We start from the raw sequence: 12,310 nt of genomic DNA, 5'->3' as shown, positions 1-12,310 counted from the left end.
TTAGACTGGCTCTGCCGCACATTCTCCTGCGGTCTCTCCAGGTGTGCCCGCGTCTGAGCGGGTATGTCTTGTAATAGCCCATTCTCTGAGCCAAGGACCGTGATCCCCGTGAAGGTCGGCATCCCCCGCGAGGTCAAGAACAACGAGTTCCGGGTGGCCATCACCCCCGCCGGCGTGCACGAGCTGGTGCGCCACGGCCACCAGGTGGTCATCGAGCGCGAGGCCGGCGTCGGCTCCTCGATCCCGGACGCCGAGTACGTCGCCGCCGGTGCCCGGATCCTGGACACCGCCGACGAGGTCTGGGCCGCCGCCGACCTGGTGCTGAAGGTCAAGGAGCCGATCGCGGAGGAGTACCACCGCCTCCGCAAGGACCAGACGCTCTTCACCTACCTGCACCTGGCCGCGTCCAAGGAGTGCACGGACGCCCTCGTCGAGTCCGGTACCACCGCGATCGCCTACGAGACGGTCGAGCTGCCCACCCGCGCCCTGCCGCTGCTGGCCCCGATGTCCGAGGTCGCGGGCCGGCTGGCCCCGCAGGTCGGCGCCTACCACCTGATGGCCTCCAACGGCGGCCGCGGTGTGCTGCCGGGCGGCGTGCCCGGCGTGATCCCGGCCAAGGCCGTCGTCATCGGTGGTGGCGTCTCCGGCTGGAACGCCACCCAGATCGCCGTCGGCATGGGCTTCGACGTGACCCTGCTCGACCGCGACATCAACAAGCTGCGCGAGGCCGACAAGATCTTCGGCGCCAAGGTCAAGGCCGTCATCTCCAACTCCTTCGAGCTGGAGAAGGCCGTCCTCGACGCGGACCTGGTGATCGGCGCGGTGCTCATCCCGGGCGCCAAGGCCCCGAAGCTGGTCACCAACGAGCTGGTCTCCCGGATGAAGCCCGGAAGTGTTCTTGTCGACATCGCGATCGACCAGGGCGGCTGCTTCGAGGACTCGCGTCCCACCACGCACGCCGAGCCGACCTTCCCGGTCCACAACTCGGTCTTCTACTGCGTGGCCAACATGCCGGGCGCGGTGTCCAACACCTCCACCAACGCCCTCACCAACGCCACGCTGCCGTACATCGTGGAGCTGGCCAACCGCGGCTGGGTCGAGGCGCTGCGCCGTGACCCCGCGCTGGCCCGGGGTCTCAACACGCATGACGGCAAGGTCGTTTACCGCGAGGTCGCCGACGCCCACGGCCTGGAGTACGTCGATCCCAGCACGCTGCTCGGCTAAGTCGGCAACCCACAAAGGCGATACGTCAACAAGTGCCGTCAACCCCACACGCCCGGCCGGACCTTGCCCGACAAGGTCCGGCCGGGTGTGTGTATGGTCACTTTGCGATTCTCGGTCAACTCGCCTCGAACGTAACGCTTCAACCGATTCGCGCACCGGTGAAACCTGCCGTGCGACGGCCGTACGCCCTTGACAGAGGGATGTTTCATTGCCGACACATCGGGCCGGGTCCGGCGGATTGTGTTGCTGCGGACGGCCGACACGCCATAGAGTCGCCGAACGTCGGCATGGTGCCACGCTGACCTGTCTAGAAGTCCCCTGGTCACCAAGGAGGTAAGACGACTTGTGAATGAGTCGACATTTACTCCCGGGGGTGGTCAACCAGGAATGCCTGCACGGGCCCACAGCCCGGGGCGTCTCGAGGCTGTCGGCTCCGTCGCCGTACGTACCTTCGAAGCCGCCCACCAGAGTCCGCAGGCAACTCTGACAGCACACATGAGTATGGATGGCCAACACGTGAACGCCATGGCCGGCGACGGAAGTGGCGCGCCCCGCAACCACTTCGCCGACTACGACGAACTGCCCGAGGGGCACTTCTACGACCCGGACGCGGAGTACGAGCCGGATCCCGAGTACGCCGCCACGCTCGCGCCCGACGCGGCCCGCCAGCGCCGTGAGCGCATCGGTCCGACCGGACGCCCGCTGCCGTACTTCCCGATCCCGGGCCCGCTGACCGATCACGGCCCCGCGAAGATCATCGCGATGTGCAACCAGAAGGGCGGCGTGGGCAAGACCACGTCGACCATCAACCTGGGTGCCGCGCTCGCCGAGTACGGGCGCCGGGTGCTGCTCGTCGACTTCGACCCGCAGGGCGCGCTGTCGGTCGGGCTCGGCGTCAACCCGATGGAGCTCGACCTCACCGTCTACAACCTGCTCATGGAGCGGGGCATGGCGGCCGACGAGGTGCTGCTGAAGACGGCGGTCCCCAACATGGACCTGCTGCCCAGCAACATCGACCTGTCGGCGGCCGAGGTGCAGCTGGTGAGCGAGGTCGCGCGCGAGTCCACGCTGCAGCGCGCGCTGAAGCCGCTGATGGACGACTACGACTACATCGTGATCGACTGTCAGCCTTCGCTCGGCCTCCTCACGGTCAACGCCCTGACCGCCGCGCACAAGGTGATCGTGCCGTTGGAGTGCGAGTTCTTCGCGCTGCGCGGTGTGGCCCTGCTGACCGAGACGATCGAGAAGGTCCAGGAGCGGCTCAACCCGGACCTGGAGCTCGACGGCATCCTCGCCACGATGTACGACTCGCGCACGGTGCACAGCCGTGAGGTGCTCGCGCGTGTCGTCGAGGCGTTCGACGACCACGTCTACCACACGGTCATCGGGCGCACCGTCCGCTTCCCGGAGACCACGGTCGCCGGTGAGCCGATCACCACGTACGCCTCCAACTCCGTCGGTGCCGCCGCCTACCGCCAGCTCGCCAGGGAGGTGCTCGCCCGGTGTCACGCCGAGTGAGTCTGCCGGGGGCCGACGAACTCTTCCGTACGACAGGGGGGATGGCGCTCCAGGCGTCCACCCCGCGGCGGCCGGCCAACGGCGAGGCACGCGTGCCGGCGCCGGCGGGGGAGAGCGACCAGGCCGCCGCCGAGGACGCGCCGCAGTCGGTGCCCGCGCAGGGCGGCGACGGCGAGGGCGCCGAGCACGCGGCGGCGGACGCGGAACCGGGCGCGGGCGGCGAGTCGCGCAGCCGGGGTGCGGAGCGCTCCGCGCGGCCCTCCGTGCCGGGCGCGGGCGCGCAGGAAGGTTCTGCCACCGCCCAGCCCCGCAAGCGCGGCGGGAGGGCGGCCGCACGCCGCCCCAGCGGCCGTGAGCGCCACGACGAGAAGATCACCGTGTACGTCTCCGCCGAGGAGCTCATGGACCTGGAGCACGCCCGCCTGGTGCTCCGCGGTGAGCACGGCCTCGCCGTCGACCGGGGGCGCATCGTCCGCGAGGCGGTCGCCGTGGTCCTCGCCGACCTGGAGACCCGTGGGGACGCCAGCATCCTCGTACGACGGTTGCGCGGGCGGTAGCGATAGCCTGCGGGGGCCATGACCTCGAACGACGCCTCCAGCCCCGGCCCCCGCGCCGGCCGCCGGCGCGCGCTGGGGCGGGGGCCCGGAGAGGCCCCGGGGCCCGCGCCCACCCTCGAGGAGCAAGCACCGCCCCGCGCGGCGCCCGCGCCGGTCGACGTTGGGCCGCCGCCGGCTCCCCTGCCGGAATCGGCGCCCATTGAGGTCCCGCCGGAATCCGCGCCCGTCGCGGTCTCGCCGGAGGCCGTGCGCTCCGAGGTCTCGCCTTCCGCCCCGGCCGACGCGTCCCCTGCGCAGGGCCCGGAGGTCGACGGTGACGCCGATGGTGTCTTCAAGGTTCGGCTCGCCAACTTCGAGGGGCCGTTCGACCTGCTTCTTCAGCTGATCTCCAAGCACAAGATGGACGTCACCGAGGTCGCGCTGTCCAAGGTGACCGACGAGTTCATGGCGCACATCCGGGCGATGGGGTCCGACTGGGACCTCGACGAGACGACCGAGTTCCTGGTGATCGCCGCTACCCTCCTCGACCTGAAGGCGGCCCGGCTGCTGCCCGCCGCCGAGGTCGAGGACGAGGCCGACCTGGCACTTCTCGAGGCCCGCGACCTGCTGTTCGCGCGGCTGCTCCAGTACCGCGCGTACAAGCAGATCGCCGAGATCTTCAACGAGCGGCTGGAGTCCGAGGCCCGCCGCTACCCCCGTACCGTCGGCCTGGAACCCCACCACGCCGAGCTGCTGCCCGAGGTCGTCATCAGCATCGGCCCCGAGGGCTTCGCCAAGCTCGCCGTGAAGGCCATGCAGCCCAAGCCCAAGCCGCAGGTCTACGTCGAGCACATCCACGCGCCCCTGGTCAGCGTCCAGGAGCAGGCCGGGATCGTGGTGGCCCGGCTCCGGGAGCTGGGCGAGGCCAGCTTCCGGGTGCTGGTCCAGGACACCGCGGACACACTGACCGTCGTGGCCCGCTTCCTGGCCCTGCTGGAGCTGTACCGGGAGAAGGCCGTCGAGCTGGACCAGGAGACCGCGCTCGGCGACCTGCTGGTGCGCTGGACCGGCGGTGACGAGGACGCCGCACCGGTGGTGACCGACGAGTTCGACCGGCCGCCGGAGAAGACCGAGGAGGAGCGGAAGGCGTGAGTGAGCAGACCACGGAGGCCGTGCGCGCACCGGAAGGCGTCGCCGACCTCGACCTCAAGCCCGCACTCGAGGCCGTCCTCATGGTCGTCGACGAGCCCGCGACCGAGGAGCAGCTGGCGAAGATACTGCAACGCCCCCGGCGGCGCATCGCGGACGCCTTGCGGGAGCTGGCCGACGAGTACACCGTCCAGGGCCGTGGCTTCGAGCTGCGCCTGATCGCCGGCGGCTGGCGCTTCTACACCCGCCCCGAGTACGCCGCGGCCGTCGAGGGCTTCGTCCTGGACGGCCAGCACGCCCGCCTCACCCAGGCCGCGCTGGAGACCCTCGCCGTCGTCGCCTACCGCCAGCCGGTCAGCCGCAGCCGCGTCTCCGCGGTGCGCGGCGTGAACTGCGACGGTGTGATGCGCACCCTCCTGCAGCGGGGTCTGGTCGAGGAGGCGGGCACGGAACCCGAAACAGGTGCGATCCTGTACGTGACGACGAACTACTTCCTGGAGCGGATGGGCCTGCGCGGCCTGGACGAGCTCCCGGAGCTCGCGCCCTTCCTCCCGGAGGCGGCGGCGATCGAGGCCGAGACGCTGGAAGGGGTCCCGTCGTTCGATCCGGACGCCCCGGATTCCGAGGACGCAGACGACAAGACGGAACTTTGATGCGAAGCAGCAGCGGCAGGAACAGCAGCGGAAACAACGGCGGGAGCCGTGGTGGCAACAGCGGCGGCCGCGGCGGGAGCAGTGGTGGCCGCGGTAACTACCGCGGTGCCGGTAACAACCGCGACGACAAGCCGGGCGGCCGGCCGAAGAAGCCCCGCCCGGAGGAGCGCCGGTACGACGTGGGCCCCGGAGCCTCTCCCGAGGGCCCCAAGTCGGGGCGCGGCGGCGCGGCCCGCGGCGGCGCCAAGGGCGGCCCCAAGCGGCCCCAGCAGCGTGGCCGCTCGGCTCCGGCCACGTCCCGCGAGTACGAGACGCGGGCCGAGGAGCGCAACCGCGAGCGGTACGCGGGCAAGAAGGACGTCAAGCTCCCGAAGACCTTCCCCGGCGCCGAGCAGGAGGGCGAGCGGCTGCAGAAGGTCCTCGCGCGCGCGGGCTACGGCTCCCGGCGTGCCTGCGAGGAGCTGATCGAGCAGGCCAGGGTCGAGATCAACGGCGAGATCGTGCTGGAGCAGGGCCGCCGCGTCGACCCGGAGAAGGACGAGGTCAAGGTCGACGGCCTGACCGTCGCCACGCAGTCGTACCAGTTCTTCTCGCTGAACAAGCCCGCCGGTGTCGTCTCCACCATGGAGGATCCGGAGGGCCGCCAGTGCCTCGGCGACTACGTCACCAACCGTGAGACCCGCCTCTTCCACGTGGGCCGGCTCGACACCGAGACCGAGGGTGTCATCCTGCTCACCAACCACGGCGAGCTGGCGCACCGCCTGACCCACCCCCGGTACGGCGTGAAGAAGACCTACCTCGCGCACATCGTGGGCCCGATCCCGCGGGACCTCGGCAAGCGCCTCAAGGACGGCATCCAGCTGGAGGACGGGTACGCGCGCGCGGACCACTTCCGGGTCGTCGAGCAGACCGGCAAGAACTACCTGGTCGAGGTCACCCTTCACGAGGGCCGCAAGCACATCGTGCGCCGGATGCTGGCGGAGGCGGGCTTCCCCGTCGACAAGCTGGTGCGCACCGCCTTCGGCCCGATCACGCTGGGCGACCAGAAGTCGGGCTGGCTGCGGCGGTTGTCCAACACCGAGGTCGGGATGCTGATGGCGGAGGTCGAGCTCTAGGCGTCCCCTCGGGGTTGTCCCGACCGGCCCACCCTCTTTATAGTCCTAGTGACTATTAAAGGGGGTGGGCCGTTCTGCACGGCTACGACAAGCACGCCTTCGAACCCTTCGCCGTCACCGTCGATCTCGCGGTCCTCACGCTGCGCGCGGGCGCCCTGCACGTGCTGCTCGTCGAGCGCGGCCAGGAGCCGTACGCGGGCCGCTGGGCGCTGCCCGGCGGCTTCCTGCTGCCGGACGAGTCGGCGGAGACGGCCGCCCGGCGCGAGCTGGCCGAGGAGACCGGCCTGGCGGACGTGACCGGGCTGCACCTGGAGCAGCTGCGGACCTACAGCGAACCCGGCCGCGACCCCCGGATGCGCGTCGTCTCCGTCGCCTTCGCCGCGCTGCTGCCCGACCCTCCCGAGCCGCACGCCGGCACGGACGCGGCCGAGGCCCGCTGGATGCCGTACGACGAGGCCCGCGGCCTCGCCTTCGACCACGACCGGATCCTGGCCGACGCCCGGGACCGCGTCGGCGGCAGGCTGGAGTACACCTGCCTGGCCACCGCCTTCTGCCCGCCCGAGTTCACGCTCGGGGAGCTGCAGCAGGTCTACGAGACGGTCTGGGGCACGGCTCTCGACCGGCCCAACTTCCGTCGCAAGGTCCTCGCCACCCCGGGCTTCGTGGAGCCCGTCCCCGGCGCCGCCCGGCTGACCGGCGGACGCGGCAAACCCGCCGCGCTGTACCGCGCGGGCCCCGCCACCACCCTGCACCCGCCCCTGCTCCGCACCCCTCGGGAAGGACGCCCCGCATGACCACGAACACCGTCACCAAGCGCGCCGCCACCGGAGCGCTCACCGGCCTCGCCCTCGGCGACGCGCTGGGCTTCCCGACCGAGTTCAACGACGTCCCGGGGATCCTCGCCAAGTGCGGCCCCTGGCGGGAGATGGCCCTGCCGGACCCGGCGTACGTCACCGACGACACGCAGATGACGCTGGCGCTGGGGAAGGGGCTGCGGACGGCCATGGACCGCGGGGTCCTCGCGCCCGAGGGGATGACCGAACCGGTACGCCAGGAGTTCATCGCCTGGAACCGCTCACCGGAGAACAACCGGGCGCCGGGCAACACCTGCCTGCGCGCCTGCGACCTCCTGGAGCGGGCCGACCGCCCCTGGCAGGACGCCAGCCAGATCCACTCCAAGGGCTGCGGCGCCAACATGCGCGTCGCGCCCATAGGCATCGTCCCCGGTCTGAGCGACGAACAGCGTGCGGGCGCCGCCCAGTTGCAGTCCGCGCTCACCCACGGCCACCCCACCGCGCTCGCCGCCTCCGACCTGACCGCGCACGCCGTACGGCTGCTCGCCGAGGGAGCGGAGCCGACCGGACTGGTCGGGCTGCTGCGCTCGTACGCCTACGACAACCGCGGCCGCTACCACGAGCGCTGGCTCGGCGACCTGTGGACCCGCGCCCAGGACCCCACGCCGGAGCACTTCATCGCCCGCGGCTGGGACGAGTGCCTGGCGATCCTCGACCGGCTCCAGCAGGCCGTGCGCACGGCCTCGCCCGAGACCGACCCCTGCCTGTCCGTGGGCGAGGGCTGGATCGCCGAGGAGGCCATGGCGGCCGGGCTGCTCTGCTTCCTGCTCTTCGTCGACGAGCCGCTGACCGCCCTGCGCCGCGGCGCCTGCACCTCCGGCGACTCCGACTCCATCGCCTGCCTCGCGGGCGCGTTCGTCGGCGCCCACCTGGGCGCCGACGCCTGGCCCACCGACTGGGCCGACCGCATCGAGTACCGGGGCGATCTGCTGTCCCTGGGCGCGCTCTGGGACGCTTGAGCCCATGATCGACGCCCCTCGGCTCAGCATCTGCCCGGCCCCGGGACGGCCGGGCAGCCTGTCAGCGCTGCCCGACGGCGCCGGTGCGTACGACGCGCTGCACGACCTCGTCGTGCGGGTCCGCCTGCAGAGCTGAGGCGCGGCGGGTCCGGACGAGGAAGTCCTCGACGCGGCGGCGGTCCGGTTCGGCGGGGAGGGGGGTGTGGTGGGCGGCCTGGTCGTTCTCGTCGGCCAGGCGGGTCATCCGGGTCTCCACCTCCGGCCAGGGGACCTCGCCGCGCTTCACGGCGAGCAGCGACTCGCGCCGGTCGCCGACGTCGATGGTGAGCGTGCCCGTGCGCAGCAGGTCGCGGGCGGACTCCAGCAGCCGCAGCAGGTGCATCGCGTGCTTCCAGCGCGGGGCGCCGTGCGTGCGGACGTCGGCGTCGAGTTTGCGGCGCTGGCCCTGCGCGTAGCGGGTGAACGTCTCGTGGGCGCGGCGGGAGAGGAACGCGTCGCGCAGGGACAGCAGTTCACGGCCCGTGGCGTCGGCGTGCTCCACGAGCGGTGAGTGCAGGCACTCCAGGACGTTGGGGTTCGCGCGCAGGGCCAGCTCGCAGAAGCGCTCCAGCTCCCAGGAGAACTGCTCCTCGGCCGGACCCTCCACATGTGCCGGCGGCTTCTCGAAGCGCCAGAAGAGGGGCGTGGGGGCGAGGAAGACGCCCCGGCGGTCGGTGTCGCTGCCCTCCGTCGCCAGACCGAAGGCACGCGAACCCATGACACAGGCGTAGATCGTGTGGTCGCGTACCAGCAGTTCCGGGTCCATGCCGCGGAGCGTACGCGGGCGCCTCACGCCAGGCGGACCGAATTTCCCTCCACCGTGATCGTCTTCTCGGGCAGCGGTTCGGTCGCCGGTCCCTGCTCCACCGAGCCGTCGGCGACACTGAAGCGGCTGTTGTGGCAGGCGCAGTCGATGGTGCCGTCGCGCACGTCCGACACGATGCAGCCCTGGTGGGTGCAGACTGCCGAGAAGGCCTTGAAGTCGCCCGCTTCCGGCTGGGTCACCACGATCTTCTGATCCGCGAGGATCCTGCCGCCGCGCACCGGGATGTCGTCCGTCGTCGTCAGCTCCTGCCCCGCGGAGGTCTCGGCGTCGGCGGAGTCGTCGCCGCTGCCGCAGCCGACTGCGAGCGCCGCCGCGCCCGCCGAGAGGAGGGCCGTACGACGCGTCGGGCTGTGGTTCATGGTCACTCCGTAAAGGCGTGGGGGAGGAGACGACGGTCGGGGCCAGCGTCTCAGGGGGCGGGCGCCCCGGGCCGCCACCCGGCGGGCTGACTAGGCTGGACGGACCAAGAACCGATACACGCGTCAGCAACGTCAGCAAGGAGCATCGCCGTGGCGGTACGAGCGGTCCGGGGCGCCGTCCAACTGGAACGGGACGAGGCCGGGCACATGGACGAGCAGGTCGCCGCCCTGCTGACCGCCATCATGGAGCGCAACGGCCTGTCGGCCGACAGCCTGATCAGCCTGTGGTTCACGGCCACCCCCGATCTGCACAGCGACTTCCCGGCCGCCGCCGCCCGCGGGCTCGGCATCACCGACGTGCCGCTGATCTGCGCCCAGGAGCTGGACATCGAGGGCGCCATGCCCCGCGTCGTCCGGGTCCTCGCCCACATAGAGTCCGACCGGCCCCGCGCCGAGATCGCCCACGTCTACCTCGGCGCCGCCGCGGCCCTGCGCAAGGACATCGCCCAGTGAGAACCGCACTCGTCATCGGTACCGGCCTCATCGGCACCTCCGCCGCCCTCGCGCTGACCCAGCGCGGCGTCACCGTCCACCTCTCCGACCACGACCCCGAGCAGGCCCGCACCGCCACCGCGCTCGGCGCCGGCACCGACGAGGCGCCCGAGGGCCCCGTCGACCTGGCGATCGTCGCGGCCCCGCCCGCTTTGGTGGCCGACGTCCTCGCCGAGGCCATGGGACGCGGCGCCGCCCGCGGGTACATCGACGTGGCCAGCGTCAAGGGCGGCCCCCGGCGGGAGCTGGAGGCGCGCGGCCTCGACCTGTCGTCGTACATCGGCACGCACCCCATGTCCGGCCGTGAGAAGTCCGGCCCGCTGGCCGCCACCGGCGACCTCTTCGAGGGCCGCCCCTGGGTGCTGACCCCGACCCGGGACACCGACACCGAGGTGCTGAACCTCGCCCTCGAGCTGATCTCGCACTGCCGCGCGGTGCCGGTGGTGATGGACGCGGACGCCCACGACCGCGCCGTGGCGCTCGTCTCACACATGCCGCACCTGGTCTCCAGCATGGTCGCCGCCCGCCTGGAGCACGCCGAGGAGGCCGCCGTACGGCTGTGCGGCCAGGGCATCCGCGACGTCACCCGGATCGCCGCCTCCGACCCCCGGATGTGGATCGACATCCTCTCCGCGAACCCGGGACCGGTCGCCGACCTGCTCACCGACGTCGCGGCCGACCTGGAGGAGACCGTACGGGCCCTGCGCGCCCTGCAGTCCTCCGACGAGGACAAGCGCCTGGAGGGCGGCACAGGTATCGCCTCGGTGCTGCGGCGCGGCAACGCCGGACAGGTCCGCGTCCCCGGCAAGCACGGCTCCGCCCCACGGGCCTACGAGACCGTGGCCGTCCTCATCGACGACCAGCCCGGCCAGCTGGCCCGCATCTTCGCCGACGCGGGGGTGGCCGGCGTCAACATCGAGGACGTACGCATCGAGCACGCGACCGGCCAGCAGGCGGGTCTGGTGCAGCTCATGGTGGAGCCGAGGGCGGCCGCCGTCCTCACCGCGGCACTCAAGGACCGGGGCTGGGCCATCCGGCAGTGATCCGGTAGCTCGTACGGCTGTAAGAGGGGCTCCGGGGACCCAGTAACCTTGTGCGGGACGCGCTCGCGTCCCGCACACCACCCACCGCACCGCACCAGGAAGGTGTCCCCTCGTGGAAAACGGCGCCGCCCCGACCGTCCCGGCCGTGATTGTCGCCATCGACGGCCCCTCCGGCACGGGCAAGTCGAGCACGTCGAAGGCCGTGGCCGCGCAGCTCGGCCTGAGCTACCTGGACACCGGTGCCCAGTACCGGGCGATCACGTGGTGGATGGTGACCAACGGCATCGACACCGACGACCCGCACGCGATCGCCGCCGCGGCCGGCAAGCCCGAGATCGTCTCCGGCACCGACCCGCTGGGCCCGGCCATCACCGTCGACGGCGTGGACGTGTCCGGCCCGATCCGCACCCAGGAGGTCACCTCCAAGGTCAGCGCGGTCAGCGCCGTACCCGAGGTGCGGACCCGGATCACCGAGCTGCAGCGTTCCATCGCCGCCGCCGCGCCGCTCGGCATCGTCGTCGAGGGCCGCGACATCGGCACGACCGTGCTGCCGGACGCCGACCTGAAGATCTTCCTCACCGCCTCCGCCGAGGCCCGCGCCGCCCGCCGCAGCGGCGAGCTGAAGGGCGCCGACGTCAACGCCACCCGCGAGGCCCTGATCAAGCGGGACGCGGCAGACTCCACCCGGAAGACCTCCCCGCTGGCCAAGGCCGGGGACGCGGTCGAGGTGGACACCACCGCCCTCACCCTGCCGCAGGTCATCGAGTGTGTCGTCACCCTCGTCGAGGAGAAGCGGGCGGGGAAGTGACCGAGGTCCCTTCGGCGCGGGGCGCCGAGGTCGGGCGGCGCATCGGCGTCGGCCTGATGTACGGGCTGTGGAAGCCGCGCGTGCTGGGCGCCTGGCGGGTCCCCGCCCGCGGCCCGGTGATCTACGCCGTCAACCACTCGCACAACATCGACGGCCCGATGGTCATGGGCGTGGCGCCCAGGCCGACGCACTTCCTGATCAAGAAGGAGGCGTTCATCGGCCCGCTCGGACGCTTCCTGACCGGCATCGGCCAGCTCAAGGTGGACCGCCACTCCACCGACCGCACGGCCATCGCGCAGGCGCTCGGCGTGCTGGAAAACGGCGGCGTGCTGGGCATCTTCCCGGAGGGCACGCGGGGTGTGGGCGACTTCGCCTCGCTGCGCGCCGGGCTCGCCTACTTCGCGCTCCGCAGCGGCGCCCCCATCGTCCCGGTCGCGGTGCTGGGAAGCACCGACCGTCCCGGACGGTTGATAAAGGCGCTGCCTCCCCTGCGCGCGCGGGTCGACGTCGTCTTCGGCGACCCGTTCGACGCGGGCGACGGCAGCGGACGCCGGACCCGCAAGGCGCTGGACGAGGCCACCGAACGCATCCAGAAGCAGCTGACCGCGCACCTGGAGAATGCCAGGCGGCTCACCACCCGCTAGGCGACACTTGAGTAGTGGATCACCCAGTAAA

14 protein-coding genes are annotated in these 12,310 nt (G+C 71.8%); 12 read left to right on the top strand and 2 right to left on the bottom strand.

What is annotated here, in order from left to right; all coding sequences use genetic code 11:
- Window positions 1-108 precede the first annotated feature (108 nt).
- The 8 genes from ald (at window position 109) to OIE75_RS08120 (ending at window position 8,008) form a co-directional block, all read left to right on the top strand.
- Window positions 109-1,224, top strand: coding sequence for an alanine dehydrogenase (ald, locus tag OIE75_RS08155; protein ID WP_329470155.1), 1,116 nt, complete (start codon window positions 109-111; stop codon window positions 1,222-1,224).
- A 387-nt stretch (window positions 1,225-1,611) separates the two neighbouring features.
- Window positions 1,612-2,742 carry a ParA family protein gene (locus tag OIE75_RS08150; protein WP_161328082.1) on the top strand — a complete coding sequence of 377 codons (1,131 nt, stop codon included), beginning with the start codon at window positions 1,612-1,614 and terminating at the stop codon, window positions 2,740-2,742.
- A gap of 41 nt (window positions 2,743-2,783) precedes the next feature.
- Window positions 2,784-3,299 (top strand): hypothetical protein, encoded by a 516-nt coding sequence (locus OIE75_RS08145; RefSeq protein WP_329470152.1) that lies wholly within the window; start codon window positions 2,784-2,786, stop codon window positions 3,297-3,299.
- Window positions 3,300-3,317: 18 nt separating this feature from the next.
- Complete coding sequence (locus OIE75_RS08140) at window positions 3,318-4,430, top strand: segregation and condensation protein A (RefSeq protein WP_329470151.1); 1,113 nt, start codon at window positions 3,318-3,320, stop codon at window positions 4,428-4,430.
- Window positions 4,427-5,080, top strand: a complete 654-nt coding sequence (gene scpB / locus OIE75_RS08135; RefSeq protein WP_307010940.1) for an SMC-Scp complex subunit ScpB — start codon at window positions 4,427-4,429, stop codon at window positions 5,078-5,080. Before OIE75_RS08140 ends, scpB begins: the two co-directional genes overlap by 4 nt.
- A complete protein-coding gene (locus tag OIE75_RS08130; protein WP_122617429.1) occupies window positions 5,080-6,195 on the top strand; it encodes a pseudouridine synthase in 1,116 nt (371 codons plus the stop codon). Before scpB ends, OIE75_RS08130 begins: the two co-directional genes overlap by 1 nt.
- A gap of 74 nt (window positions 6,196-6,269) precedes the next feature.
- The gene (locus OIE75_RS08125) at window positions 6,270-6,989 is read left to right on the top strand and encodes an NUDIX hydrolase (protein ID WP_307017806.1); all 720 of its coding nucleotides are present in this window, start codon (window positions 6,270-6,272) and stop codon (window positions 6,987-6,989) included.
- On the top strand, window positions 6,986-8,008 hold the full coding sequence (locus OIE75_RS08120) for an ADP-ribosylglycohydrolase family protein (protein WP_329470149.1): 1,023 nt from the start codon (window positions 6,986-6,988) through the stop codon (window positions 8,006-8,008). Before OIE75_RS08125 ends, OIE75_RS08120 begins: the two co-directional genes overlap by 4 nt.
- A 61-nt stretch (window positions 8,009-8,069) precedes the next feature.
- Here the strand turns inward: OIE75_RS08120 and OIE75_RS08115 are convergent, their stop codons facing one another.
- Window positions 8,070-8,813: a nucleotidyltransferase domain-containing protein gene (locus tag OIE75_RS08115; RefSeq protein ID WP_329470148.1), complete on the bottom strand. Its 744-nt coding sequence runs from the start codon at window positions 8,811-8,813 to the stop codon at window positions 8,070-8,072.
- 23 nt (window positions 8,814-8,836) lie between these two features.
- Complete coding sequence (locus OIE75_RS08110) at window positions 8,837-9,232, bottom strand: Rieske (2Fe-2S) protein (protein ID WP_307010933.1); 396 nt, start codon at window positions 9,230-9,232, stop codon at window positions 8,837-8,839.
- A gap of 150 nt (window positions 9,233-9,382) precedes the next feature.
- On the opposite strand from OIE75_RS08110, the gene aroH reads away from it, so the two are divergent.
- The 4 genes from aroH (at window position 9,383) to OIE75_RS08090 (ending at window position 12,279) form a co-directional block, all read left to right on the top strand.
- Window positions 9,383-9,745, top strand: a complete 363-nt coding sequence (aroH, locus tag OIE75_RS08105) for a chorismate mutase (RefSeq protein ID WP_161327350.1) — start codon at window positions 9,383-9,385, stop codon at window positions 9,743-9,745.
- Window positions 9,742-10,827 (top strand): prephenate dehydrogenase, encoded by a 1,086-nt coding sequence (locus OIE75_RS08100; protein WP_307010932.1) that lies wholly within the window; start codon window positions 9,742-9,744, stop codon window positions 10,825-10,827. The genes aroH and OIE75_RS08100 overlap by 4 nt, the downstream gene beginning before the upstream one ends.
- A gap of 112 nt (window positions 10,828-10,939) precedes the next feature.
- The gene (gene cmk, locus OIE75_RS08095) at window positions 10,940-11,635 is read left to right on the top strand and encodes a (d)CMP kinase (protein WP_125490800.1); all 696 of its coding nucleotides are present in this window, start codon (window positions 10,940-10,942) and stop codon (window positions 11,633-11,635) included.
- Complete coding sequence (locus OIE75_RS08090; RefSeq protein WP_122617420.1) at window positions 11,632-12,279, top strand: lysophospholipid acyltransferase family protein; 648 nt, start codon at window positions 11,632-11,634, stop codon at window positions 12,277-12,279. Before cmk ends, OIE75_RS08090 begins: the two co-directional genes overlap by 4 nt.
- The last annotated feature ends 31 nt before the right edge of the window (window positions 12,280-12,310 follow it).

It is taken from the genome of Streptomyces sp. NBC_01723 (genome assembly GCF_036246005.1).
Taxonomy (GTDB): domain Bacteria; phylum Actinomycetota; class Actinomycetes; order Streptomycetales; family Streptomycetaceae; genus Streptomyces.
This window is presented reverse-complemented; position numbering and strand designations above follow the sequence as displayed.

Excerpts from the sequence above, each read along its gene's own strand:
- OIE75_RS08150 (WP_161328082.1), top strand. The coding sequence starts at position 1,612 with ATGCCTGCACGGGCCCACAGCCCGGGGCGTCTCGAGGCTGTCGGCTCC.
- OIE75_RS08145 (WP_329470152.1), top strand. The coding sequence starts at position 2,784 with ATGGCGCTCCAGGCGTCCACCCCGCGGCGGCCGGCCAACGGCGAGGCA.
- OIE75_RS08140 (WP_329470151.1), top strand. The coding sequence starts at position 3,318 with ATGACCTCGAACGACGCCTCCAGCCCCGGCCCCCGCGCCGGCCGCCGG.
- OIE75_RS08130 (WP_122617429.1), top strand. The coding sequence starts at position 5,080 with ATGCGAAGCAGCAGCGGCAGGAACAGCAGCGGAAACAACGGCGGGAGC.
- OIE75_RS08120 (WP_329470149.1), top strand. The coding sequence starts at position 6,986 with ATGACCACGAACACCGTCACCAAGCGCGCCGCCACCGGAGCGCTCACC.
- OIE75_RS08115 (WP_329470148.1), bottom strand. The coding sequence starts at position 8,813 with ATGGACCCGGAACTGCTGGTACGCGACCACACGATCTACGCCTGTGTC.
- OIE75_RS08110 (WP_307010933.1), bottom strand. The coding sequence starts at position 9,232 with ATGAACCACAGCCCGACGCGTCGTACGGCCCTCCTCTCGGCGGGCGCG.